The sequence below is a fragment of the Rhizobium sp. CF080 genome (assembly GCF_000282095.2).
Classification (GTDB): Bacteria; Pseudomonadota; Alphaproteobacteria; order Rhizobiales; family Rhizobiaceae; genus Neorhizobium.
Genome location: NZ_AKKC02000002.1, coordinates 37,223 through 62,193, shown reverse-complemented (window position 1 = coordinate 62,193; position 24,971 = coordinate 37,223). Strand labels below are relative to the sequence as shown.

The following is a 24,971-nucleotide window of genomic DNA, read 5'->3' as shown; positions in this document are numbered from 1 at the left end:
TATTTCTTCCAGTTGCAATTGATCGGCCTGCAGCCTGGAAACCTGAAACATGTCACGCGGCGACGAGGCCGAAACCGGGGTCATAATCCCCGCATCAGTTGGCAAGCACCCGCGGTGAAGGGAAGGTGATTTCCACCAGCGTGCCTTCGTTCGGCGCCGAGGTGATGGCGAAGGCGGCACGGTTTGCGTCGACCATGGCCTTGGTCAGCGGCAGGCCGAGCCCGGTGCCATCGCCGCGCTTGTGCGAAGCGCCCGACACCTGGCGGAACGGCTTCATGGCGAGTTCCAGTTCCGAGCGGGTCATGCCGATGCCGGTATCGCGGACGCGAAGCACGACATTGCCGTTCGTCTCGTAGGCGGTGGACACCACGATCTGCCCGCCCGACGGCGTGAAGCGGATGGCGTTCGACAGGATGTTCAGCACGATCTGCTTGATCGAGCGCGGATCGGCCACCACCTGCGGCACGGCATGCGAGAGCGCCGTGCGGATGATGACGCGCTGGCCGTTTGCCTGGGGCTGTACCAGAGAAACAGCTTCAGACACCGCCTCGTTCAGGCCGACGGCGACGAAATCGAGCTCCATCTCGCCGGCCTCTATCTTCGAAATGTCGAGAAGGTCGTTGACGATATCGAGTACGTGCCGGCCGGATCGGCTGATGTCGTTGGCATATTCCACATAACGGGCGTGGCCGATCTGCCCGAAGCGTTCGGTCGCCATCATGTCGGCAAAGCCGATGATCGCGTTGAGCGGGGTGCGGATCTCATGGCTCACATGCGCGAGGAACTCGCTCTTGTGGGCGTTTGCGGTTTCGGCGGCGCGCTTGGCGGTGCGCAATTCGTCTTCGGTGCGCTTCCATTGGGTGATGTCGCGGATGACGGCGCAATAGCCGTTCGAGGAGGTCAGCTTGCCGATCGTCATGAACAGCGGCAGAAAGCCGCCGGACGCCTCGCGGCCGATCACTTCTCGGCCGTCGTTGAGGACGCTGGCGACGCCGTGGCCGGCAAGGCCTGCGAGATAGTCGAGGATCGCTCGCTGGCTCTCATGGGCAAACAGCGTGACGAAGGGTTTGCCGTTGATCTCTTCATTATCGTAGTTGAAGAGCGCGCTCGCGGCCCGGTTCAAGGAGCGGATATCCCCTTCAGCGCCGATGATCACCACACCGTCGGTGGCCGTTTCCAGGATGGCGCGCAGTTCCGTCACCTCGACCTGCAACTTGGCGAGCTGATCGGCAGGGCGGGGCGCACGCAACGGAATCACGTCCGCCGCTTCTCCGCCTTCGCTGGAGGTCTGCGTCTCGGCGACGACCGGCATCAATGCCAGCATGAGAACGGTCGAATTGTCCCAGCGGACGGATTGCAGCCGCGCCGTGACGGGCACCAGCGCATCGTCGGCGCGCACCACGACCATGCCGCCGGCTTCCGTCGTCTTGCCCTCGAGATCCTGGCGCTGCAGCAGCGCATCGAGACCGCCAACTTCCGCCAGCTCGCTCACCGAGGCATAGCCGGTGAGCCGCAGGAATTCCGGATTGCCGTGGATCAGCAGGTCCCCGGCATGAACCAGGAGAGCCACGGGCATCTGGTCGACGATCTCGGCGGAAAGGCCGATCCGCTCGCGGACCGGGATCATCTGGCTTAAAAGTTCGCGATCGGAAAGCTCCGGATGCGGGTCGGCCGGTTCTTCCGCAACCGCTTCCTTATCCGCGACGGGCTCTATCGGGGCGTCGGCAAAGGCCTCGTTCGCGTCCTGCGCGAAGGCGATGGCCTCCTCCTCGGAAATATCTTCGGCTTCGGGAGCAACCTCCGCTTCGGGAGCGGTTTCAATTTCGGGCATGGCTTCCGCCGGAGCTTCGATCGCGTCTTCCGAAACGGGATCGAAAGGCTCTGCGCTTACCGTCTCGTGCTCGACCGCAGCTGGTTCGACTGCGGTCGGTTCGCTCTGTTCAACTGCGGGGGCTTCCGCTTCAGTCGGAATCCCCGGCGTCTTTTCCTCGTTGCGGCGGCCGACGAAATTGTCGAGCTGGCGGGCGATCTCGCGGAACGCCGCCTGTTCGATGGGAGTGAGCCCGTCGCGCCGGTTTGAGCGGCGCTCCTCGAGCTGGATGACCTTGTCGGAATGACGGCGGCCGGCATTTTCGACGATGCGGAGAGCCGGGCGTTCGCCCGCCGGCCAGTCGAGCAGCGAAGGGATCTGCCGGCCGGACATGGATGACTTCGGCTCGTCCTGCGTGACCGGCTCGGCCAGCAGGTCTTCGGAAGGCGCGGCGTCCGCGGAAATGTCTTCGGCGGCAGCCGGCTGCTCGGCGTCTTCGGCGATCTCCGGTTCCTCGGATATCACGGCCTCGTCCGCTGCAATGGCCTCCGCAACCGATTCGTCGCTCGCGGGGCCTTCGATGATTGTATCTTCGCCGGCGCCAACGTCAGGAGTGTGCTCCTCGATCTCGACGATTTCCGCCGGTACATCGGAAGTTTCTTCCTGCCAAACGGAAAGATTGTCGTCCGCCGCCAATTCCAACGCATCGACGGGCATCTCATAGGCTTCGGAAACGCTCTCCGCTTCCTGTTCGACGACATCCTCCGGCACGGCCCGGGTCAGCGTCAGCCCGACGGCATTCGGATCCTCGGCCGCATCGCTGATGCGAACGATGCCGAATCCGCGAAAACCGTCGAATTCGCGGGTGCGGGTATAGGTCGGCAGTGCCGCGAGATCAACCGGCACGACCAGCGAGGTGCCCTCGATCGGCCACCAGATGGTCTTGCCGGACCAGGTGTCGCGCTTGTTGAGCAGTTCGGTGATCTTGCCCTCGGGGTCGAGATGGAAGAGGGCCGCGAGATCGGTAAAGGCCATGCCGTTGATATCGGCGGCATGCGGGCCGACGGCATCGGCAAATTCGGTCGAAACTTCCCGGAATCGCCCTTCCGAATCGATCTTCCAGACGAAGCGGGTTGCGCGTCCATCGCGGCGGAAAACGAAACCGGCCGGTTCCCGTGCCGCGATTTCAGCATCCGGAGGGTCGATTGCAGGCGCGGCTTCCATGAGCGGCGGTTCGGCGACCAAGGGTTCCGCGGTCGCGGTTTCGGAAACGAGCTCTTCCGCCGTCTCGATCGCCTCGACCGAGGAAACAGCCTCGGCTTCGGCGATGGGCTCTGCTTTTTCAGACGCGGCCTCTTCCACCATTGCCCCGGAAGCGGCGGCCTGAACAGGAGCGAGATTTTCACCGGTTTCCAGCAGGATCTCTTCTTCCGGTTCTTCCGTGTCCTCGATTTCCGACACGGCGGCGATCACATCGGCAAAACCGTCGGCCGAGATGGCCTCGACCGTCAAGTCCTCGGCGCTGTCGCCGGTGGCCGGGGGGGCAGCTTCCATAACGATCCCGGCGCTGGCCTGGTCGTCTTCCGGGGTCGCCGGCGCCTCATCGCGCGGCTCGTAGCCGTTCGCGGCGGCGGCGCGGCCCTGTTCGGTCTCGACCGTGAACAGGAGATGCAGGGCCGGTTCGCTGGACAGTTTGCCGATGGCAGCCGGCAGGTAACCTTTGGCAGTCGGGATCGGGCGCTTCACCAGGCGGCTCGGATCGGCGCCCGCCATGGTCGTCATCATCTTGGCGGTCTGGGTGGAAACACCGAGCCCGGCAAATTCAGCCGAAGCGGCGAGTATCTCACCGTTTTCGTCGATCACCGCCATATGCGTGTCGGGGTCGTCGAAGCCTTCGATCATCCGCGCCGCAGAGGCGGAACCCGAAAGCCTCCCCTTTTCGCCCGGCGCGCTGAACAGCACCGCCGTTTCGCCCTGAACCTGGACAAGCTCGCAGACCGCCTGCACGGGGATACGCTGGAACCCGGAAGCGACGCGGATCGTCAGGTTGCGGATGTCGCCGACTTGGTCGAGCTGGCGCGCCGCCGCTTCGATCTGGCGGAAGGCGATATCGACGTGGTTAGGCCCCTGGTCCAGGAAATCGTAGATGGAACTGAAGCCAAAAAGATCGGCGCCGCGTCCATTTGCCCAGAGAGGGTTTTTCATGTCCGGAGAAAACAGCACGATCGCTTCGCCCGCTGCAAAACGATCGCGGACGCGCTCGTGCACGGCAATATCGATGAACGGGTATTGGACTGCGGACATAGGCAAAACCTACAGGGCGTTTGTGACCGGACTTCTACGTAGTTTAACGGATTGTTAATAACCTTCCGCTGCCTTCGGGTCGAGAGTGGCGCTCCCCAAACCGTCGATAGGGTTAATTCCGGGAATCATTTTATTGTGCAGCGCACAATGATATTGCAATGCACAACGAGATGGTCTATATAAGAGGCATGACATCTTCGGTTCTGCCGAAGAAATCGCCAACGAGGACCTAAAACGATGGCATACAAGACCGACGATATCTTTTCCTTCTCCGCTTTCGATCCGTCCAAGATGACCGAAGGCTTCCGCGACTTCGCCGAAAAGGGTGCCACCCAGTCTCGCGAAGCTTATGCTAAGATGAAAGCCGCTGCCGAGGAAGCCACCAAAACGGTGGAATCCACAATGCAATCGGCTCAGTCCGGCTCTGTAGAGCTCGGCCTTAAGACGATTGACGCTCTGCGCACCAATGCTGAGATCTCGCTGGCCCACATGGAAAAGCTGCTCGGCGTGAAGTCCTTTGCCGAACTGATCGAACTTCAGACCGGCTTCATTCGCAAGCAGGCTGAAATCACGGTTGAACAGGCGAAGTCCATGCAGGACACCGCCCGCAAGATCGTCGAAGACGTGACGAAGCCCGGCAAGGAAGCCGCTGAAAAAGCCATGACGACCTTCAAGGCTGCCTAATTCCTGAGCTTGATTTCAAGGAGAAGGCCGGAGCATGCTCCGGCCTCTTCTATTTGCGGGAAAGGACTTGCAAAAAAAGTCCGATCGCCGTATGTGACCCCCCAACGGCGCTCAAGGGCGCTTGTGCGGTTGTAGCTCAGTTGGTTAGAGCGCAGGTTTGTGGCACCTGAGGTCGGAGGTTCGAGACCCCCCAACCGTACCATTTCTCAAAATCACGAATTTTGTTGAAATCTGATGGTACCTGAGTGCCTTAGGCACCGGTGCATGTATTTGCAGGCTCACCAGCGCAGCAGGCGCGGCCCCATGAGCGAGCCGAGAATGCCCGTCAGCAGGATGCCGAGCGAATACCAGATGAGCACGAAGGGCATGCCGTTCTCGGTGCAGAACCAGGAATAGACCCAGGCGCCGGCAGCACCTGCCGCGATGCCGGCGATAAAGCCGGTAAGCCTCAGCTCCGTCGGCGCGCCGCGTCTAAGCACCCAGATATTTCCAGCAAATACCGGAAGCGCGAAGAGGAAGATCAGCAGCGGGCAATGCAGCGCCGAAGATCCGAGGATCATCTTGGGGTAGGTATCGACAGGTGACATTATCAACTGGATCACCGCGACCACCGCCATCGTCACGACGATGGCTGCCGCAATCTGGAAGAACCGTCCTTGGGAGCCGTCGGGCCGGGCCAGATGATAGGCGGCTAGGAAAGCGGCGATCGCCAGAAGGGCATTGTAGGCGGACTTGATCCAGAACGCCGGCAGCATCAGCGCTTCAGCCATGTCGATGCGCAGGCCGAGGATCGCGAGCATCAGCACCAGCGACACGGCGAGCGCCGGCAGGATGCCGATCGCGAACCGCCTCTCCAGCGCGTGTCGCGGCACCGGCTTCAGATCGCCCACCAGGCTGTCGATGATGTTGTCCGTCTTTCTCACTTTCCGCCTCGCAATTTCTCCGCCAGCGCCTTGAGACCTCTATGAATGCCGACCTTGACCGCTGATTCCGACTGGCCGATACGGCTTGCGGTGTCTGCCACCGACTGACCCTCGATCTTCACCTGGCGGATCAATTCCCGCTGTTTCTCCGGCAGGCCTTCCAGAAGTCGCTCGACATCCATTCGAGCGGTCAAGGCCTCCTCGTTGTAATCGCTCTCGACATCCTCGCCGAGCTCCGTCTCTGCCATAATGCGGCCGCCGCGGCCGCGATGGTGGTCGATCAGCTTGTAGCGGGCGATCGAGAAGAACCACGCCGTGAACGGCCGCTCACGATCGTAGGTCCCCCGGCGGGAATGCAGCGCCAGCAATGTCTCCTGGACAAGGTCTTCCATGTCCGCCTTCGTCGCAGCAGCCATTCGGCGGCTGTAATATCCGATCAGCAGGACGCGCACCGCGTTGAGCAAACGCCGATAGGCTGCCTCGTCCCCGTCAAGGGAGAGAAGCATCAGGGCCTTCAGGGCTTCTTCCGAATGGGCGCTCATCATGCTGTTTCAATGATCATTCGGAAAGGCACGTAAACGGTTACAGGCGGAATGGAAAATTCTCCGGATGCCTCAGGCCTATCACATCGCCGTGAAGCTGTAACGACTTTCTGCGGGGATCGAATGGATGGTTGTGAGCCTTCGGCAGGCGGCCGGCGGACACATTGATTGATCCCAGGAGGACATCCCATGACCAAGCTTCTTTCCTGCCTCGCAGCCTGCACCTTCCTTGTCGGCCTTTCGCTTGCCGGTGTGGCGAGCGCTCAGAGCAGCATGAGTTCCGACGCGATGAAGAAGGACAGCATGAAGACCGACGCCATGAAGCCGGACGCGATGAAGAAGGACTCGATGGCGACGGGCAGCACCAAGACCGACTGCATGCACAACGCCGGCATGGAAAAGGATGCGATGAAGAAGTCCGACATGATGAAGGCCTGCGACGCGATGAAGTGATCCCATGAAATCCGCGGCCGCTGAAACTTTTTGTATCGCGGCCGCGTCTCATTGCCGAAGCCCACTTCCCGCATTCGGAGGAAACACCATGGCCACCATCGATGCCGGCGCTGCGACCGGCCGGACGGTCATCTACCGCCACAGCCTGCTGGTGCGCCTGTCGCACTGGGTGAATGTACTCTGCATGACCGTGCTGCTGTTCAGCGGCCTGCAGATCTTCAATGCCCATCCAGCGCTCTATTGGGGGCAGTATGGCGCCGACAACGATCCCTCCTTCATCTCCATGGAGGCGGTCGAAGAGGGTGACAGGGCCAAGGGCCTAACGCATGTCGGTTCGCTGACTTTCAATACGACCGGATTTCTCGGTCTCTCCGAAGTGGACGGCGAGGCTACCGCACGGGGCTTCCCCGACTGGCTGACGATGCCAAGCTATCAGGATCTCGCGAGCGGTCGGCGCTGGCATTTCTTCTTTGCCTGGCTGTTTGTCATCAACGGCTTCGCCTACCTCCTCTACGGGCTGTTGAGCCGGCATTTCCGCCGCGATCTGCTGCCCGCCGGAAATGAATTGACCCCCGCCCATATCGGCCACGAGATCGTCAATCACGCCCGGCTGCGGTTTCCGAAAGGGCCGGAGGCGCGGCACTACAACACGCTGCAGAAGCTCACCTATGTCGCGGTGATCTTCCTGCTCCTGCCGCTGATGGTCTTGACGGGCCTCACCATGTCGCCCGGCTTCAACGCGGTTGCGCCCTGGCTGCTCGACGTGTTCGGCGGCCGGCAATCTGCCCGCACGATCCATTTCCTGACGGCCTTTTCCCTCACCGCTTTCGTGGTGGTCCACGTGGCGATGGTGATCCTGTCGGGCGTCTTCAACAATCTGCGTTCGATGATCACCGGCTATTACGCCATTGAACAGGGAGACAAACAATGAGCCGCATCATCACCCGGCGCCGTTTCCTGATCGGCGCGACCATGACCGCCTCGGCGCTGGGCCTCAGCGGCTGCGACGCGCTCGTCGAAAGCGACCGGACGAAATCCGTCCTCAAGATCGCGGAAGGGTTTTCGATGAAGACCCAGCGTTTCCTGCTCGGCGACGATGCGCTGGCGCGCGAGTTCACCGAGGCGGATCTCTCCCCGGTCTTTCGTGCCAACGGCACCAGCATGCCGGACAATCCGCAATATCTCGACTGGATGAACCGGCAGTTCTCCACCTGGAAGCTCGAAGTCGGCGGCCTGGTCGAAAAGCCGATGCAGCTGTCGCTCGCCGAACTGAAGGCCTTGCCGGCCCGCTCCCAGATCACCCGGCACGATTGCGTCGAGGGCTGGAGCGCCATCGGCAAATGGACCGGCGTGCCGCTGGGTGCGCTTTTGAAGACGGTCGGCCTGAAGCCGGAAGCGCGCTACATCGTCTTCCATTGCGCCGACGAGTACGAAAAGACGCTGGACGGCAGCGGCTGGTATTATGAGAGCATCGACCTGGTCGATGCCTTCCATCCACAGACCATCCTCGCTCACACCATGAACGGCCGCGACCTTGAAGTCGCCCATGGCGCGCCGCTGCGGCTGCGCGTCGAGCGGCAGCTCGGCTACAAACAGGCGAAATACCTGACCCGTATCGAGGCGGTGGCGGATCTTGGCCGCCTCTATGGCGGCAGCGGCGGTTTCTGGGAGGATCGCGGCTATGAATGGTATGCCGGGATCTGAAGCGGGGCTTAGGTTTCCGCCTGTGCCGGAGCACTTTTCGGAAGCCGGATGATGAACCGGGTGCCGCGGACCTCGCCATCCGGTGGGCTCTCGACGGCGATCGAACCGCCGAGAACCTCGGTCACGATCTGGTGGACGATGTGCAGCCCAAGCCCGGTACCGCCGCTGTGACGGGCAGTGGAAAAGAAGGGTTCGAATATCTTCTGAATGTCCGTATCGTTGATCCCGCGGCCGTCGTCGGTGAATTCGATGAGGACCTGATCTGCCAGTTTCCGGACATTGATCGTGATCATGCCGGGTTTACCCGCATCGAAGGCATGCAGCAGCGAATTGTTGAGCAGGTTCGACAGGACCTGGGCAAGAGGCCCCGGATAGGTGGTTATCGCCACGTCCTGAGGGACGTTCAACGTCAAACCGATCCCGGCGCTGGCGTCCCATCTGCGCAGGCGCGGGTCGGCATCGGGAATGAACAAGGCGAGATCGATATCCCGCCGCTCCAACGTTGCTCGGTCCACCGCAACCTGCTTGAAGCGTTGAACCAGCGCGGCACATCGGTGGATGGCGTCGCGGACCATATCCAGGCTGACATCGCTGTCTGCGATATAAAGGTCGAGATCGGAGCGGCGCAGTCCCGTGGCGATCCTTTCCTTGAAAAGCCTGAGATCCTTGGCGGCTTTGCTGAGTACGAGTGCCGCGCTTCCAAGCGGCGTGTTCATCTCATGCGCGACGCCGGCAACCATGAGGCCCAGCGACGACAGCCGTTCGGCCCGCGCCAGTTCCCGTTGAGTTACGCTCAGTTTTTCATTCGTCTCGCGCAGCGTTTGGTTCGTGTCCTCCATTTGCCGTGCCCATTCCGCTTCGGCCTCCATGCTGTTGGCGAGGCGACCCGTTACCGCGAGCGCCACCACGGCGAGAATGGCCGCCACCATGCCGAGGATGAGTTTTCCCCTTGTTTCCTGGCTGTTGATCGCCCCCGCCGCGTCACGGGCAAGCAGATAGAGACCGGCATCCGGGGCACGCATTTCCACGACCTCGCCAGTTATCAGCAAGCCCGCACCCGGGTCGAAGCGACGGTAGCTCCAATCTCCGCCGACAGTGTGAAAAAGGCCCTTGTTTCCGGTGCTGACTCCCCGCAACAGCTCGGCTCGAGCCGCGTCGGGTGTCGGAATCCCGAGCTGCCAGGCCCAGTTCGCTTCTGGGTTGGGTCCCTGGATCCAGTATCCGGCCTGGTTCATCAGATAAAGGTCTACGCTCGTGTCGAGCCGCTTCAGGCGTTCGAGCAAACGTGTGGCGCGATAGTTGATGACGATGATGCCCTGCTTGATCCCGTTGCGGAAAACAGGGCTTGCAACACGCAATGTCGGCAGATGGGGCACCTCGACCACGCCGTTTTCGACATTGAGATCGAGAGTGGAGAAATACAGGCCATGCAGCGGCAGCGCCGCCGTGTCGCGAAAGTAAGGCCGGTCCACCTTGTTCTGCAATTGATCCTCGGCAACGACGATCGGTTCTCCGCCGCCCCGATGGTTGACGCGCAGTCGTTCATTGCCGCTAGTATCCAGCCACCGCACCTGATCGTAGTCCGGCGAGCTCGAGGCGAAACTCTGGAATATCTCGACACTCAACGGAGTGATCGGAGTTTCCGTATCGCCGAAACGCGATTGCAGGTCGGCAAGGAACAGGGCGTCGCGGCCGAGCCGGTCCAAGGTTCTGCTGAGAATGTCATAGGCCTGCGACAGGGTCTCCTCCCTGTTGCGGATCTGAGGTTCCCGCGCATTCACGACGATCTGATGCCAAAGCAATGGCACGCCGAGGCCGAGCCCGACGACCCACGGTATCACGAAGACGGCGAGGCGCCTGCGATGGCGATAGGCGGCCCAGAGAGACGGAAAGATGCGGGTTGCAGGCGTATGGATCATCAGCAGCTACGCAGTCTTGGCTGGCGAATTTCGCAGCCTTGCAAGAAATTGCTCGAAGGATTCCGGCGGGGCGTAGAGATAGCCCTGCGCCAGCATGCACCCTCTTGACTGCAGCCATTCCGCCTGCTGCTCGGTCTCGACACCCTCGGCAAGGACACGCATGTTCATGCGTTCGCCAAGCCGAATGATCATCTCGACGATCATCTCGTTCTGGATGGATTCTCCGAGACCGGCAATAAAAGACCCATCGATCTTGAGCATGGCGGCCTCGAAGGACCGGAGTTTCGTCAGGGAAGAATAGCCGGTGCCAAAATCATCGATTGCGATCGCGAATCCTTTTCGTCTGAGGGTGGAAAGCACATCGTTTGCGTGTTGATGTTCGTCCATAGCGACCGTCTCGGTGATCTCGAGCTCCAGCCGGTCCGGCGACAGGCCATAGCGGCGCGTGGTCGCGATCAGTTCGTCGATAAATTCCTGTCGGCCGAGCTGCACCGGCGAGACATTGACGGCGAGGGTGACCGCTGGGAAGCCCGCTTCGTCCATGGAGCGGAGAGCGCTGCAGGCCTGTTCGAGGATCTGCTGGCCCAGGGGCACGATCAGCCCGTTCGCCTCTGCCAGGGGAATGAAATCCGCTGGAAAGATGGTCGATCCGTCCGGACGCGTCCAGCGTGCCAGGATCTCCGCGCCGACGATCCGATTGTCGGTCAGGTCGATCTGTGGCTGGAACACGACACTGATTTCCCGGTTGAGCACCGCCTTGTAAAGCTGCTGCGAAAGAGCGTACCGGCGGCGCGTTTCCTCTTCGACATTGGGATCGTATTCGACGAGTTGCCCGCTTGTGCCCTTCAGTCCAGCCTTCTTCAAGAGCAGAAGTCCGGTCGCGATGACGGTTTGAGCCGACGTGAAATGATTGAGATCGAGAGAGGCTGCCTCTGCGCCGAAGAACAGGGCTTCGGGCGAATGGGCGCCCGCTTCGAGACGGTTTACATACTCGATCCGCACCAGATATTCCGGTCCGAGCACGGCAAATATGTCTTCGTGCAGACGCGCGATCATGCAGGGGGGCGGAAAGGCCGCGGCGAGGCGCTTCGCGAAAGCGCGTAGTAGGCGATCGCCCTGTTCGACGCCGAGGGAGACGCAGCTTCTCGCATATTGGTTCAGCTCGATGAACAGGACCTTCCGCCTGCGGGGCGGGGGAATCTCGAGTGCAGCCTGCACGCCGCGCTTCAGCGCATTGCCATTCGCAATTTCAAGCAGTCCATCTTCGTAGGCGATACGGTCGAGCTGGCTCGTCAGCGCTACATTGACCAGGCCCGTACCGATATTGGTCGCAAAGACCCGCAGCAGTTCCCGCTCCGTATCGTCGATCCGCCTGTTCGTTGCGATGTAGGCCGCCGCAGGAGGCGCGACGGCCTGGCCCGGGAAAAACAGGACCTGCGCCATCGCCGTCTCCATATTCGCCTGCTCGTCGAGCGCGTGCTGGATCAAGTCGCGGACGGATTCGTCATTGATGGTATCGAGGGTCTGGTTGAGGACGGAGGCGAAGCGCCCCGCCGACCCGATGATTTTCGGCGGCTGTTCCTGGTCACGCCCGCGAACGCAGACGATGCCGTCCTCGCTGACGCCCAGAAGCGACGCCAATTCGTGGATCATCCGGCGGGAGAAATCTTCAAATCCCGACGACTTCGCTAAGCTGTTGCTCGCCTCGACAATGCTCTGGAGGCCCCGGCGCGCACGGTTCAGCACATCGATCTGCTCGAATGTCCTGAGATTTGCGGTCAGAATGCTGTGAAGCCGCTCGTTGGTCAGATCGGTCTTCAGCCAGTAATCGCTGATATCGTAGGTCTCGAGCGACGACTGCATCGGTGCGATGCCCGGTTGTCCCGTGAGAAGCACGATACGCAGCTGCGAGTTACCGAGAACTTCGCGGATCGTGCGAACCAGCCGCAACCCCGCATCGTCGGTCTCCATCACGATATCGAGCAGCAGGACCGCGGTCGAAGGTGTTTCAAGCAGAAGTTTAGCTGCTTCGTTGGCGGAGCTGGCGACCAATATGCGCGGAGCGATGCCGCGATAGCTGAAGCCCGAGAGTGAGAGACGGAGGGAGTTCTGGAACATCTCGTCGTCATCGACGCTCAAGATGGTGAAATCATTCATCTCTGGGCGGAACTGGTGGGGCGAGTCCGGCGCTGCGGAATCGACTTCCGGTTGAAACTGAAAGAGATCCTGAGATGGTGTTTCTTTTTCGATATCGCCCACGGACACATCCCCCGATTGCCGTGCAAGGACTGCGCCCTGCATTTCCGCGAGTCTATTAATTGATCCAAAAACCTAGCATGTCTCGCAAAAAATGGACGCTGGCGAAAATTTTACCTCGTCGTAATCGCGCGGCAGCTTGGCGGCTCCTCCTGTCTGCAGCCGCACCTACTGTTTCCGCCGTGGTAGAAAATGGTGGTTATGGGACAGGTATCGTCGTGGTGAAATGCGGCACTTCGTAGCCCCGCTTGACCTGGGGCCGGGCTGCAAGCCCCAGATACCAGCGCCTGACATTCTGAAAATCGTTGAGATCGACCTTGTGGCGCTGAAACCGCGAGACCCAGGGCCAGACGGCCATATCGGCGATCGAATAGTCGTCGACCAGATAGTTGCGCCCCTGAAGGCGGGCGTCGAGCGTTTCGTAGAGGCGGCGGGTTTCCCTGGCAAACAGGGTTTCGGCGAAGGGCGCTTCGCCGGCGTTGTAGGTCAGGAAATAATGGGCATGGCCGAGCGTCGGGCCGAACCCGCCCATCTGCCACATCAGCCATTCGATCACCTGCAGCCGGGCGGGGCCGGAGGCGGGCATGAAACGGCCTGTCTTTTCGGCAAGATAGATGAGGATTGCACCGGACTCGGTGAGCGTGATGCCCGTCTCATGATCGACGATCGCCGGGATTTTCGAGCCCGGATTGATCTTCACATAGTCCGGTGAGAATTGGTCGCCTTTCGTGATGTCGACCGTGTGGGTGTGGTAGTCGAGGCCGAATTCCTCAAGGGCAATCGAGATCTTCAGGCCGTTCGGCGTAATCCAGGTATAGAAATCGATCATCGCCCGATCAATCGAACATCATTTCGTCGACCGGCAGCGTCTGCATGCCGTGCCGATTGGCGACGTCGTCGAGGCCGGAAAACAGGTCGCGCAGGGTGTAGACGATCGCCTGCACCTTCGGATCGCCGACCCGGTAGACGACCGCCTTGCCGTCACGGCGACCTTCGATCACACCGGCTTCGCGCAGTTCCGCAAGCTGCTGAGAAAGCGTCGGCTGGCGGATGCCGAGCTCGTGTTCGAGGGCAGATACGGACGCTTCCGTTTCCATCAGGTAACAGACGATCGCCAGCCGATTGGTATTGCCAACCAGCTTCAACAGCTCGCTCGCTTCGCCCACGCTGCGGCAGATTCGGTTCGATACAGGCTTCGTCACGGCATAGCGTCCCGCTTGGTTCTATAAAAAAGTAAAGTGTTCGCCGTTGAATTTCAATGACCTGTTGGGCGCTTGCCGCAAAAAGCGGCAGGAATTTTTGCATTCCAGCAATTCTGTAGATTTCTCATTTCTATTTCGGCCTCTTGTCAGGAGACGGTTCCTCGTCAACAATCTATAAAAAAGTAGATTGTTGTGCATTGCGAGGAGCGAAATGAATATGCGAATCGGGGTTCATCCGAACAATCTTCATCTGCGGCTGGCGCGGCTGTGGCCGGGCGCGTTTGCGGAGTTGAAACCGGAATTCGTCCCCTATGCCGAGGGCCGGGATACGGCGTCGCTTCTCGAAAGCGGAGCGATCCATTTCAGCGGAACCGGCTCGACACCACCGATCGAGGCGGATTTCCGCGGCCTCGGCGTCGAATACGTCGCGGCTTCCGCACCGCGCCCGGCAAACGGCGCCATTCTCGTGAGGGCGGATAGTCCGATCCATGCGGTCGCCGATCTCGCCGGCAAACGTATCTCGCTGGTCGACGGCTCGTTCCACACCTATCTGCTCGCCCGCAGCCTGGAAGGCGAGGGGCTCGGCCTGGCCGATGTCACCCGTGTCGAAAGCGGCAATTCGGATTCGCTGAGCGACCTGCTCGAAGGCCGGGTCGATGCCTGGGTCGCCATGTCGCCGCGCCTCGAAAAGGCGCTCGACCGCGACGATCTCCGCCTGATCGTCCGCTGCGGCTCGACCATTCCCAACCGTTCCTTGTTCTGGACGCTGCAGCGCCACGGGCTTTCGGCGAGCGACCTCAATGCCATCGCCGCAGAGCTCGACCGGCTCGGCAGGGCCGTCACCGCCGACCTGCGCAAGGCAGCCGAGCTGCTCGCGGCCGAGCCGGACAGCGAAGGCGATGCAGAGTCCTGGGAGCGAGTTCTTCGCTCGCGTGATTTCACCGTCGTGCCGATCGACGAGGCGATCATCGACGAACAGCAGGCCGAGGCCGATACGCTCTATCGGCACGGCCATTTCGACAAACCGGTCGCCCTGAAGCGGCCCCTGGCCATCGCCTAAGGAGCCGGACATGAACGTTTTCTGGTATATGTGCGCGCCCGACGGCGCCTATCCCTGGCAGCCGGAAGGCTCCCGCAAGGTCGATCTCGGTTACTACAAGCAGCTCGCCCAGGCCTATGACCATCTCGGCTATACAGGCGCGCTGTTTGCGACCGGGGCCCACGATGTCTGGGTGCTGGCGGGCGCCCTGCTATCTTACACAGAGCGGATGAAATTCCTCGTCGCCATCCATCCGGGCCTCGTGGCCCCGACGCTGCTCGCGAAAATGGCCGCGACGCTGCAGGAGTTCTCGCGCGGCCGCCTGCTGATCAACGTCGTGTCAGGCGATGCCAAGATGCTCGGCGCCTATGGCATGACCATGCCGCATGACGAGCGTTACGACATGGCCGACGAATACCTGCAGATCTGGCACCGACTGTTTGCCGGCGAGAGCGTCAGCTACCAGGGCAAATACTTCCAGACGGACGGCGCCAAGCTGGCGCTGCCGGTCAGCGATACCATCGCCCCGCCGCCGCTCTGGTTTGGCGGCTCTTCCGACAAGGCGCTCGATGTCGCGGCAAAGCACGTCGATACCTATCTCTCCTGGGGCGAGACGCCGGAGCAGATCGGCGCCAAGGTTGAAGCGGTCAAGGCGAAGGCCACGCAATACGGCCGCACGCTGGAATACGGCATCCGGCTTTATGTCATCGTTCGCGATACCGACGAGAAGGCCTGGGAAGCCGCTGCCGATCTCTATGGTCGGATGGACGACGCGGCGATTGCCGCAAACCAGCGTTTTGTCGGAAAAAGCGATTCCGTCGGCCAGCAGCGCATGACCGCCATGCATGGCGGGTTGAAGCCAGCAAACCTGCGCGATCTCGAAGTCGCCCCCAATCTCTGGGCCGGCATCGGGCTCGTCCGCCCGGGCCCCGGCACCGCGATCGTTGGTTCGCCCGATACGGTGATCCGCACGCTGGAAGCCTACAGACAAGCGGGCGTCGAAACTTTTATCCTTTCTGGCATGCCGCTGCTTGAGGAAGCCTATCGCTTCGGCGAAAAGGTATTGCCGCGTCTCGATGTTGCCCGCGAGGTTTCGGCAGCGCGTCATTTCACCTGGTCGACGCTCTTCGATCGTGATCTTTCCACGGTCAAGACCGTCTGATCCTCCTGCAAAGGTAAGAGCCCGTGGCAGCCAGCCCATCCGATTTTCTCGAGCAGACGGCAATCCCCGGCGACGGTATCGCGGCGAGGGTGCTGAAGGGCGTCGAGACTGTCCTCGGCGCTGTCGCAGCGCTCATCCTCGCCGTTCTTCTGACGGTCGTGCTGGTCAGCGTCTGCCTGCGTTATTTCTTCAATACCGGCTTCATCGGCGCCGAGGATCTCGGCATCTGGCTGCATGTGGCGCTGATCTCGATCGGTGCGCCGCTCAGCCTCAACAGCGCGCTGGCGATGCGGCTCGACGTCTTCGTACGTCTGCTTCCTGCCCGGCTGCTGCCGTCGACCCAGGTTCTGGCCGACGTGTTCACCGTGCTGGCGGCCCTGATCCTGCTGTTCGGCGGTTCCGAAATCATGGCCATGCTCGGCGGCATTTCCCCGACGCTGGGAGTTCCGGAGTGGATCCGCTTCGGTTTCTTAGGGGCCGGCGGCGTGCTGATCCTTCTCGTGCTCCTGCTGCAGCGGCTGGCGGAGGGCAGGGCCCTGCCGGTGCTGATATCTCTGAGCCTCGGGGCTGCACTCTATTTCGGCATTCCCGAAATCTTCGTCGACAGCGAATTGCCGCCGAGCCTGTTCCTCGCGCTGGTCGCCGCGCTCGGCCTGGTGCTGGCCGCGCCTTTGGCACATGCCTTTCTCGCAGCCGCCTATGTGGCAATCGCCTTCGGCAGCAGCCTGCCGGAACCGGCGATCGTGTCCTCGACCGTCACCGGCATGTCGAAATTCCTGCTGCTTGCCATTCCCTTCTTCCTGCTGGCCGGCGGGTTGCTGACCTCTTCCGGCGTCGCCAACCAGCTTGTCCGTTTCGCCGCCTCCATGGTCGGCCACCGCCGAGCAGGGCTGGCGCAGACGACGCTGCTGACCAGCGTGCTGTTTTCCGGGGCCTCGGGTTCGTCGGTGGCCAACGCTGCCTTTGGGGCCTCGACCTTCCAGCCGGAACTGGTGAAGCACGGCTATCCCCCGGCCCAGGCAGGCGCGATCATCGCCGCCACCTCGGTTCTCGACAACGTCATCCCACCCTCGATCGCCTTCCTGATCCTGGCGACCGCCACCAATCTGTCGGTCGGTTCGCTGCTGGTCGGCGGTTTCTTCGCCGGCGGCCTCATGGCGATCTGCCTGGCGGTAGCCATCCATCTGTCCGTCCGCGATCAGGTGGCGCTGCCGCGCGCATCGGGACGCGAGCGCTGGCAGGCGGCGATCTCCGCCATTCCGGCCTTCGGTCTCGGCATCATCGTCGTGGTCGGCATCCGCATCGGCATCGTCACCACGACGGAAGCGGCGGCTCTCGCGGCGCTCTATACGATTATCCTGGCCGTCTGGGGCAAGGTCGGGGCCGGCTCGCTGCTCGCCTCGTTCCGGCAGGCCGCCACCGAATCCGCTGCGATCGGCCTCTTGATCGGCACTGCCGGACCTTTCGCCTTTCTGCTGGCGGTTGACAACGTTTCCGGCCTGGTCTCGGATTTCGTGACCATGCTCGGCGGCAGCGCGCTCGCCGTCATCATCCTCTCCAACGTCATCCTTCTGGTCGTCGGCCTAGTGCTGGATATCGGCGCGGCGATCCTGCTGTTCGGCCCGATCCTGTTGCCCGCCGCCATCGCCGCCGGCATCGATCCCATCCATTTCGGCGTCATCATTGTGGTCAACCTGATGATCCATGGCCTGACCCCGCCGCTCGGCATGCTGATCTTCGTGGTCAGCGGCGTCACCCGCATTCCCGCGACCGCGCTGTTCAAGGCGGTCGTGCCCTATCTGCTCGCACTTCTCGTGTCCCTGGCGATCCTTTGCGCCTGGGCGATCATCTTTTAACCGCTTCACATCTCCGGGGACCTTGAGACATGGACAACATCAACCGCCGAACCCTTCTGAAGACTGCCGCGGCAACCGGCGTGGCGCTTGCCGCTCCGGTTTTCGTGCGCACTGCCGCCGCCCGCACGACGACGATCACCACCGCCTCGCTGCTTGGCGACGACAAGCCGGAAACGAAGATCTGGGTGAAGATCGGCGAGCTGGTGGAAGCCAAGCTGCCCGGCCAGTTCAAGTTCAACATCGTCAAGAGCGGCGCGCTCGGCGGCGAGAAGGAAGTGGCCGAAGGCGCCCGTCTCGGGTCCGTGCAGGCGAGCCTTTCGACCGTCTCGTCGCTGTCCGGCTGGGTGCCGGAGCTGCAGGTCCTCGATCTGCCCTTCCTCTTCCGCGACGCAGCCCATGTCCGCAAGACGGTCGATGGCAGCGTCGGGGCCGATCTCAAGCAGAAGCTCGCCGCCCAGAATTTCATCATCGGCGATTTCATCAATTACGGCGCGCGCCATCTCCTGACCAAGGAACCGGTCACCCGTCCGGAACAGCTCAAGGGCAAGAAGATCCGCGTCATCCAGAGCCCGCTGCACACCAAGCTGTGGAGCGCCTTCGGTACCGCCCCGGTCGGTATTCCGATCACCGAGACCTACAATGCGCTGGCAACCGGCGTTGCCGATGCCATGGACCTCACCAAATCCGCCTATGCCGGCTTCAAGCTCTACGAAGTCGTGCCCTATATGACCGAGACCGGCCATATCTGGGCGTCCGGCGTCATCTATTATTCCGCAAGCTTCTGGAACCAGTTGAACCCCGAACAGAAGACGGTCTTCCAGGAGGCCTCGAAGGAAGGGGCTGCCTATTTCAACCAGCTCATCATCGATGACGAGGCCGCATCGGTTGCCGTGTCGCTTAAGAATGGCGGCAAGCTCTTGAAGCCGGAAGTCTTCGAAGAATGGCAGAAGGGCGCGCAGGGAGTGTGGCAGGATTTCGCCACAATCGTTGGTGGCATAGACCGGATCAAGGCAATCCAGTCTGCCTGATACCGTTTCTCGAATATTAAGAAAATTTAATGTGGCACCGCGAAAGTGGTGCCATTTCTGTCTTTTCAGCTCAATTCCAGCCGGAATCTCCCCGATTCCAGCCCTTTCGAGCGACCCAAGTGATTTGACGGTGCCTTCTTTCGACCCGAAAGTGAACACATTTTTGTGCACTGCACTAATCGCCCTTGTCTCGGTCGTTAGCATGCCTATGTTTGCGGCAGCCGGTGCCTAAATTTTTAGACTCCTGCGTCTCGGGCGTTCGTCCCCCTTCACCTGACCGGTTTCGGCAGGCCATTCTAGAAGGAGCATACAATGACAATTTCGATCAATAATTTCGCATCCGCCAATGGAGCGAAGTTTTCTCCGCAGCACATTGCCTCAGCCGTCGCCGAAACGCGCCGTTCTGTCGGCTACAGCATCGAAGAGCTTGCCATCACGACCGGCCTCGTCAATGACGAGATCGTTCGCATCGAAAACGGCACCGATGCCGACCCGGCCAAGCTGAAGCGCATCGCTGCGGCACTCAAGGTTCCGGTCACGACCTTCCTGCCTTCCTGATCCAAAGGTTTTCCGGCCGCCTCGGCGGCCGGACCCTATTTTGGTCTTCTATCTCCTTTTCGCTGAAGACAGTCCGACCCATCACACGAAGATGTGGCCTTCCTCGTCGACCAGCTCCTTCAGAAACTCCACCACCGTCCGCAGCCGCATCAGCTCGCGCGTCGTTTCGTGATAGGTTGTCCAGTAGGACCGCCGGATGACGGTTTCGGGCAGCACCCGCACCAGTTCCGGATATTGCCGCGCCACATAATCGTGCAGGATGCCAATGCCGGCGCCAGAACGCACAGCCTCGGTCTGGCCGATGGCGCTCGATATCTCGAAGCTCGCATCCCAGTCTCGCATCACCTCGCCGGTGAAATTCAGCGACGGCGAAAAGATCAGGTCCTCCACATAACCGATGCGCGGATGGCTTTTCAGCGCCTCGACCGTCCGGGGCGTTCCGGCCTGATCGAGATAGGTCTTCGAGGCGTAGAGGCCGAGTGTATAATCGGTCAGTTTCGAAGAAACGAGCCGGCCCTGTTCGGGCCGCTCGATGGTGATTGCGATATCCGCCTCTCGCTGGGAGAGCGAAAAGGATCGCGGCACCGGCACCAGTTGCAGCTTGAGCTCCGGATGTCGGCGCGTCAGCCGCCCGAGCCGGGACGCGAGGAAGGAGACGCCAAAACCGTCGGGCGCGCCGATCCGCACCGTGCCGGCAATCGCCGTGTCGATGCGTCCGGTGCTCGCCTGCGCCGTCAGCATCTCCGTTTCCATCCGCTCGGCGGCGCGAAAGAACACTTCGCCTTCGGCGGTCAGCTCACAGCCATTGGTGCGGCGGATGAGGAGGCGGGTGCGCAAATCCTCCTCGAGCGCCGTCACCCGGCGGCCGAGCGTTGCATGGTTGACGCCAAGCCGTCGGGAGGCTGCGAGGATCTGGCCGGTGCGGGCAACCGCGAGGAACATACGCACATCGTCCCAGTTCATTTCAGGCTCCAATGTCGAAATCTGCACAACGGATGCGTAAACTACGGCGTTGCCTTGTGCAAATCTGAGAGTATCCTCGGCCATCCAAAAAAGATCGCCACAAAAGGCAGGAGGAGTTACCCATGCGTGAGATCGGGCATTTCATCGGCGGCAAGCATGTCGCCGGCACCAGCGGCCGCACGGCTGATGTCTTCAACCCCGCGACCGGCGAAGTCCAGGCGAAGCTTGCGCTCGCCAGCGTTTCGGAAATCCGCGCCGCCGTCGAAAACGCCAAGCAGGCGCAGCCGAAATGGGCTGCCACCAATCCGCAGCGCCGCGCCCGCGTGTTCATGAAATTCGTCGACCTGCTCAACCAGAACATGGACGAGTTGGCCGAAATGCTCTCGCGCGAACATGGCAAGACGGTCGACGATTCCAAGGGCGATGTCATCCGTGGCCTGGAAGTCTGCGAATTCGTGATCGGCATCCCGCATCTGTCGAAGGGGGAGTTCACTGAAGGTGCCGGCCCGCAGATCGACATGTATTCCATGCGCCAGCCGGTCGGCATCGGCGCCGGCATCACCCCGTTCAACTTCCCCGGCATGATCCCGATGTGGATGTTCGCCCCGGCGATCGCCTGCGGCAATGCCTTCATCCTGAAGCCGTCGGAGCGCGATCCGTCTCTGCCGATCCGCCTTGCCGAACTGATGATCGAAGCGGGCCTGCCTGCCGGCATCTTGAACGTCGTCAACGGCGACAAGGCGGCCGTCGACGCGATCCTCACCGATCCGGATATCGGCGCCATCTCCTTTGTCGGCTCGACCCCGATCGCCCGTTACGTCTATGGAACGGCGGCGATGAACGGCAAGCGCGCCCAGTGCTTCGGTGGCGCCAAGAACCACATGATCATCATGCCCGATGCCGATCTCGATCAGGCCGTCAACGCGCTGATGGGCGCAGGCTACGGCTCGGCCGGCGAGCGCTGCATGGCTGTTTCGGTCGCAGTGCCGGTCGGTGAGGAAACCGCCAACCGCCTTGTCGAAAAGCTGATCCCGAAGATCGAGTCCCTGCGTATCGGTCCCTACACGGACGAGAAGGCCGACATGGGCCCGGTCGTCACCAAGGAAGCCCATGCCCGCATCAACGGTCTGATCGACCGCGGCGTCGAGGAAGGCGCCAAGCTCCTGGTCGATGGTCGCGGTTTCAAGCTGCAGGGTTACGAGAACGGCTATTTCGTCGGCGGCACGCTGTTCGACCATGTCACGCCCGAGATGGACATCTACAAGCAGGAAATCTTCGGCCCCGTCCTCTCGGTCGTCCGCGCCCATAACTATGAAGAAGCGCTCGATCTGCCGATGAAGCATGAATACGGCAACGGCGTCGCGATCTTCACCCGCGACGGCGATGCCGCCCGCGATTTCGCCAGCCGCATCAATATCGGCATGATCGGCATCAACGTGCCGATCCCGGTTCCGCTCGCCTACCACTCCTTCGGCGGCTGGAAAGCTTCCAGCTTCGGCGACCTGAACCAGCACGGCACGGATTCGATCAAGTTCTGGACCAAGACCAAGACGATCACCGCCCGCTGGCCGTCCGGCATCAAGGACGGCGCCGAATTCGTCATGCCAACGATGAAGTAGTCGGACAATCAGCTCGGAGCATCAGGCGGGCCTCTTCGGAGGCCCGCCTTTTTTTATTTTCGCGGTCGAAAGCTTCGTCGCGGTATAGAGCGGTGATTGAAATGACATGTCCTGACCTTACAATGACGCGAAGAATCGGGCAGGGGCCATTGCGACGGGCATTCGGCAAAGGGGGCATGATATCATGGCAGTAGCGGAGACGACGCCTCGGGCGGCGGCGGAGCAATTTGAGCGCGCATCCTTCACGGGCAGCGCCAGCGAATATTTCGGTATCTGGATCGTCAACGTTCTCCTGACAATCATCACCCTCGGCATTTATTCGGCCTGGGCGAAGGTGCGGCGCATGCGATATTTCTTCGGCAACACGGTCATTCTCGGCCGTGCTTTCGAATACCATGCCACCGGCAAGCAGATCTTCATCGGCCGGCTGATCGTCATCGCGTTCCTGATCGTGATCAATATCGGCACGGCGATCTTTCCGCCAATCGGCATCCTATCCCCGATCGTGATCCTGATCGCTCTGCCGTGGCTCATCAAGCGCAGCCTGCGCTTCAACGCCCGGGTGACGAGCTATCGCAACGTGCGTTTCGATTTCGTCGGCACGGCAGGCGGCGCCTTCGTGGCTATCCTGCTCGGCAGCTTCGTAGCCTTCATTTCCTTCGGCATCCTGGCGCCGCTCGCGAGCCGCTGGACCTGGCGATACGTCTTCAACAACCTGCGTTATGGCGACCGGACGTTTTCCAGCGACCCGCAGCTCGGCCGGCTTTATGGCGTCTGGGTCCTGCCTGCATTGATCGTATTCCTGGGCAGCATCGTCTTCGGTGTCATTGCCTTCGTCGTGATCATCGGTGCTGCGGCCGTCATGCGCGAGAGCGCCGAACTGACGAGCGCGCAGGTGACCATGCTGAGCATTGCCGGTCTCTATGCCGGGATCTTCATCTATTTCATCCTCTACGGTATCGCTGGTCTCTTCTATCGGGCTGGTGTGCGCAATGTCGCCTGGTCGGCGGCGGAGCTTGACGGTCGCCATCAGCTGTTCAGCGACATTTCCCGGCTGCGTTATGCCTGGATCGCAATCAGCAATGTGATAGTCACCATGCTGACGCTCGGGCTGATGCGCCCTTGGGCAGCAGTCCGGATGGCGCGGTATGTAAACGAACACACGGGTATCCGCATCAACGGCGACCCGGGCGAGATCCTCTCCTCGATCGAAGTGAGCGGTGCTGCGATCAGCGCCGAATACATGGATATGGAAGGGTTCGACTTTGGCTTCTGACGGAGCGGTCATCGCGAAAGGCGAATGGCACCCGGCCAATTCCAGCCGCGCGGTCCCGGCTGTTCTGCGCGAGGAGGGGCCTCTCCTCGTGGCAGCGGAAGAGGAGCGGGTCCTCGCGTCTGCGGTGCCGGAGCGGACCGGGATCAGCTCGCGGGTCGGCTCGATCCCGCGGCGGGTGAGCTTTCCGGATGGCTCCGTATTCGAGACGCGCGACAACGACGGGGTCGACACCTATCTTCGCGGCAAGCGCGGTGCCCGGAGCGGCCTGGTACACCGGCTGGAACAGTTCCATCCGCGGCTGATCCTCATGACGCTCGCCGTCATCCTGCTGGCCACCACGATCTACCGCTTCGCCGTCCCGGCGCTGGTGGAAGTCGCGGTCTTGGTGACGCCACCCTTCGTGCCGGAACTGATAGGCTCCGGTACGCTCGCATCGCTCGACCGGACGATCCTGAAGCCGTCCGAACTGCCCGAAGGCGAGCGACAGGCGATCTCCGAGGGCTTTTCGAAACTCGCCGTGCATTCGAAAGGCGGGCAGGGCGCCTATGACCTTTATTTCCGGGATGGCGGTGTGATCGGCCCGAACGCCTTCGCGCTTCCGGACGGCAGCCTGATCCTCACCGACGCCCTGGTGAAGCTCGCCAATGGCGACCGGGAAATGATCCTCGGCGTGCTCGGTCATGAGATCGCTCATGTGGAAGGAGAGCACAGCCTGCGGCAGCTCTACCGTGCTGCGGGCATTGCTGCGCTCGTCATGCTGATTGCCGGCGATGTCGGCTCAGGCGTCGAAGACATCCTCACCCAGGGTGGGGCGCTCGTGGCGCTTTCCTATTCCCGTGCCGCGGAAGCGGAGGCAGACCGCCGTTCGGTCGAACTGATGCGTACCGCCGGTTACGATCCCGCTGCGCTCGCCCGGTTCTTTGCGGTGCTGGAAGACAAGCTCGGAGACCATGGGGATGCGAACATCCTGTCCAGCCATCCCGGCACGCCGCAACGTCAGCAGGACATCCGCAACTACGCCGCCGAGCTCGAAGGTCGGCCTCGGGCAAGGTAGCTGTGATCCATAGCCACCCATTGACGTATCCGCAGACTATTCTAATTTAGCTCGCGGAGTAGGAGTGGGGATGTATGTCCATGGTTTACGAGTGGGATGCCAAGCGTGCCCGCCGCACGTATCTGGCGAAGATCGGCCTTAGCCTGCTGGCTGCAATGGTGGTGGTCGCGGTCCCGACCTGGGTTGCGATGTCTATGACCGGTTGACGTGAACCGGAACTATTCCGGCGATCCGCCGCCGATCCTGAATAGCGATCTGAAGGCGCGCGAGATCGATATATAATTCGGCGGTTGCCGTTCAATCGCCGTGTATCCTGCCTCTGTCAGCGAGAACAGCCGCCCCGCCCGCGTGTCGCGGTGGGTGATGTATTGCATGTTGAGCGCCCGGTTCAGCGCCGGCGCCATGTCACTGGTCCAGTCGATCTCGGAGGCCGGGACACGCGAGGCGCCGGCTTCGTACAGGACCATCAAAACCTCATGCAGGTCGCGCGATATCATCGGCCATCCTTGCACAACCCGTCCGATACAGCCAGCGGTCGCTCTTCTGCAGACCGCAAAAATGCAAACGCCTGGGCGGGGGGCGGCCTTCCGGGTTTATTGTTGACGAGCAATTATGACTT

Annotated in this window: 22 protein-coding genes and 1 tRNA gene; 14 read left to right on the top strand and 9 right to left on the bottom strand. The window is 61.5% G+C overall.

Annotated features, from left to right (window positions below; all coding sequences use genetic code 11):
- Positions 1 to 94 precede the first annotated feature (94 nt).
- The gene (locus tag PMI07_RS01510; protein WP_024163474.1) at positions 95 to 4,114 is read right to left on the bottom strand and encodes a PAS domain-containing sensor histidine kinase; all 4,020 of its coding nucleotides are present in this window, start codon (positions 4,112 to 4,114) and stop codon (positions 95 to 97) included.
- A 237-nt stretch (positions 4,115 to 4,351) separates the two neighbouring features.
- On the opposite strand from PMI07_RS01510, the gene PMI07_RS01505 reads away from it, so the two are divergent.
- Both PMI07_RS01505 and PMI07_RS01500 read left to right on the top strand, forming a co-directional pair.
- Complete coding sequence (locus PMI07_RS01505; protein WP_007759727.1) at positions 4,352 to 4,798, top strand: phasin; 447 nt, start codon at positions 4,352 to 4,354, stop codon at positions 4,796 to 4,798.
- Positions 4,799 to 4,923: 125 nt separating this feature from the next.
- Positions 4,924 to 5,000: transfer RNA gene (locus PMI07_RS01500), tRNA-His, on the top strand.
- 76 nt (positions 5,001 to 5,076) lie between these two features.
- Here the strand turns inward: PMI07_RS01500 and PMI07_RS01495 are convergent.
- Positions 5,077 to 5,721 carry a DUF1109 domain-containing protein gene (locus PMI07_RS01495; RefSeq protein WP_007759729.1) on the bottom strand — a complete coding sequence of 215 codons (645 nt, stop codon included), beginning with the start codon at positions 5,719 to 5,721 and terminating at the stop codon, positions 5,077 to 5,079.
- The gene (locus PMI07_RS01490; RefSeq protein ID WP_007759730.1) at positions 5,718 to 6,266 is read right to left on the bottom strand and encodes a sigma-70 family RNA polymerase sigma factor; all 549 of its coding nucleotides are present in this window, start codon (positions 6,264 to 6,266) and stop codon (positions 5,718 to 5,720) included. Before PMI07_RS01490 ends, PMI07_RS01495 begins: the two co-directional genes overlap by 4 nt.
- A 186-nt stretch (positions 6,267 to 6,452) precedes the next feature.
- Here PMI07_RS01490 and PMI07_RS01485 point away from each other — a divergent pair, with 186 nt between their 5' ends.
- From PMI07_RS01485 to PMI07_RS01475, 3 genes are all read left to right on the top strand, one after another.
- Positions 6,453 to 6,716, top strand: coding sequence for a pentapeptide MXKDX repeat protein (locus tag PMI07_RS01485; RefSeq protein WP_007759733.1), 264 nt, complete (start codon positions 6,453 to 6,455; stop codon positions 6,714 to 6,716).
- An 88-nt stretch (positions 6,717 to 6,804) separates the two neighbouring features.
- On the top strand, positions 6,805 to 7,647 hold the full coding sequence (locus PMI07_RS01480) for a cytochrome b/b6 domain-containing protein (RefSeq protein WP_007759735.1): 843 nt from the start codon (positions 6,805 to 6,807) through the stop codon (positions 7,645 to 7,647).
- Positions 7,644 to 8,420, top strand: coding sequence for a molybdopterin-binding protein (locus tag PMI07_RS01475; RefSeq protein WP_007759737.1), 777 nt, complete (start codon positions 7,644 to 7,646; stop codon positions 8,418 to 8,420). Before PMI07_RS01480 ends, PMI07_RS01475 begins: the two co-directional genes overlap by 4 nt.
- Positions 8,421 to 8,428: 8 nt before the next feature.
- Here the strand turns inward: PMI07_RS01475 and PMI07_RS33450 are convergent, their stop codons facing one another.
- The 4 genes from PMI07_RS33450 to PMI07_RS01455 all read right to left on the bottom strand — a co-directional run bounded on the left by PMI07_RS33450 (position 8,429) and on the right by PMI07_RS01455 (position 13,797).
- Positions 8,429 to 10,339, bottom strand: coding sequence for a sensor histidine kinase (locus PMI07_RS33450; protein WP_007759745.1), 1,911 nt, complete (start codon positions 10,337 to 10,339; stop codon positions 8,429 to 8,431).
- 6 nt (positions 10,340 to 10,345) lie between these two features.
- A complete protein-coding gene (locus PMI07_RS01465) occupies positions 10,346 to 12,598 on the bottom strand; it encodes an EAL domain-containing protein (protein ID WP_197032457.1) in 2,253 nt (750 codons plus the stop codon).
- Positions 12,599 to 12,794: 196 nt separating this feature from the next.
- Positions 12,795 to 13,424, bottom strand: a complete 630-nt coding sequence (locus tag PMI07_RS01460) for a glutathione S-transferase N-terminal domain-containing protein (protein WP_007759752.1) — start codon at positions 13,422 to 13,424, stop codon at positions 12,795 to 12,797.
- A 7-nt stretch (positions 13,425 to 13,431) separates the two neighbouring features.
- Positions 13,432 to 13,797 (bottom strand): metalloregulator ArsR/SmtB family transcription factor, encoded by a 366-nt coding sequence (locus PMI07_RS01455; protein ID WP_007759754.1) that lies wholly within the window; start codon positions 13,795 to 13,797, stop codon positions 13,432 to 13,434.
- Between the two features lie 217 nt (positions 13,798 to 14,014).
- Between PMI07_RS01455 and PMI07_RS01450 the strand changes: the two genes are divergently transcribed.
- The 5 genes from PMI07_RS01450 (at position 14,015) to PMI07_RS01430 (ending at position 19,440) form a co-directional block, all read left to right on the top strand.
- Positions 14,015 to 14,857, top strand: coding sequence for an ABC transporter substrate-binding protein (locus tag PMI07_RS01450; RefSeq protein ID WP_007759759.1), 843 nt, complete (start codon positions 14,015 to 14,017; stop codon positions 14,855 to 14,857).
- Between the two features lie 10 nt (positions 14,858 to 14,867).
- Entirely contained in the window at positions 14,868 to 15,998 is a 1,131-nt protein-coding gene (locus PMI07_RS01445) for an LLM class flavin-dependent oxidoreductase (RefSeq protein WP_007759760.1), read from the top strand.
- A gap of 62 nt (positions 15,999 to 16,060) precedes the next feature.
- A complete protein-coding gene (locus PMI07_RS01440; protein ID WP_245277093.1) occupies positions 16,061 to 17,854 on the top strand; it encodes a TRAP transporter large permease subunit in 1,794 nt (597 codons plus the stop codon).
- A gap of 29 nt (positions 17,855 to 17,883) precedes the next feature.
- On the top strand, positions 17,884 to 18,882 hold the full coding sequence (locus PMI07_RS01435; protein WP_007769051.1) for a TRAP transporter substrate-binding protein: 999 nt from the start codon (positions 17,884 to 17,886) through the stop codon (positions 18,880 to 18,882).
- Positions 18,883 to 19,194: 312 nt separating this feature from the next.
- On the top strand, positions 19,195 to 19,440 hold the full coding sequence (locus PMI07_RS01430) for a helix-turn-helix domain-containing protein (protein WP_007769053.1): 246 nt from the start codon (positions 19,195 to 19,197) through the stop codon (positions 19,438 to 19,440).
- An 81-nt stretch (positions 19,441 to 19,521) separates the two neighbouring features.
- Here PMI07_RS01430 and PMI07_RS01425 read toward each other — a convergent pair whose 3' ends face one another.
- Positions 19,522 to 20,403: a LysR family transcriptional regulator gene (locus PMI07_RS01425; RefSeq protein WP_007769054.1), complete on the bottom strand. Its 882-nt coding sequence runs from the start codon at positions 20,401 to 20,403 to the stop codon at positions 19,522 to 19,524.
- A 122-nt stretch (positions 20,404 to 20,525) separates the two neighbouring features.
- Between PMI07_RS01425 and PMI07_RS01420 the strand changes: the two genes are divergently transcribed.
- The 4 genes from PMI07_RS01420 to PMI07_RS35920 all read left to right on the top strand — a co-directional run bounded on the left by PMI07_RS01420 (position 20,526) and on the right by PMI07_RS35920 (position 24,558).
- Positions 20,526 to 22,022 carry a CoA-acylating methylmalonate-semialdehyde dehydrogenase gene (locus PMI07_RS01420; RefSeq protein WP_007769057.1) on the top strand — a complete coding sequence of 499 codons (1,497 nt, stop codon included), beginning with the start codon at positions 20,526 to 20,528 and terminating at the stop codon, positions 22,020 to 22,022.
- 184 nt (positions 22,023 to 22,206) lie between these two features.
- Positions 22,207 to 23,298: a YjgN family protein gene (locus PMI07_RS01415; protein ID WP_007769060.1), complete on the top strand. Its 1,092-nt coding sequence runs from the start codon at positions 22,207 to 22,209 to the stop codon at positions 23,296 to 23,298.
- Positions 23,288 to 24,352, top strand: a complete 1,065-nt coding sequence (locus PMI07_RS01410) for a M48 family metallopeptidase (RefSeq protein ID WP_007769063.1) — start codon at positions 23,288 to 23,290, stop codon at positions 24,350 to 24,352. The genes PMI07_RS01415 and PMI07_RS01410 overlap by 11 nt, the downstream gene beginning before the upstream one ends.
- 74 nt (positions 24,353 to 24,426) lie before the next feature.
- Complete coding sequence (locus tag PMI07_RS35920) at positions 24,427 to 24,558, top strand: hypothetical protein (RefSeq protein ID WP_007769065.1); 132 nt, start codon at positions 24,427 to 24,429, stop codon at positions 24,556 to 24,558.
- Between the two features lie 12 nt (positions 24,559 to 24,570).
- Here the strand turns inward: PMI07_RS35920 and PMI07_RS01405 are convergent, their stop codons facing one another.
- On the bottom strand, positions 24,571 to 24,819 hold the full coding sequence (locus tag PMI07_RS01405) for a hypothetical protein (protein ID WP_210164775.1): 249 nt from the start codon (positions 24,817 to 24,819) through the stop codon (positions 24,571 to 24,573).
- Between the last annotated feature and the right edge of the window lie 152 nt (positions 24,820 to 24,971).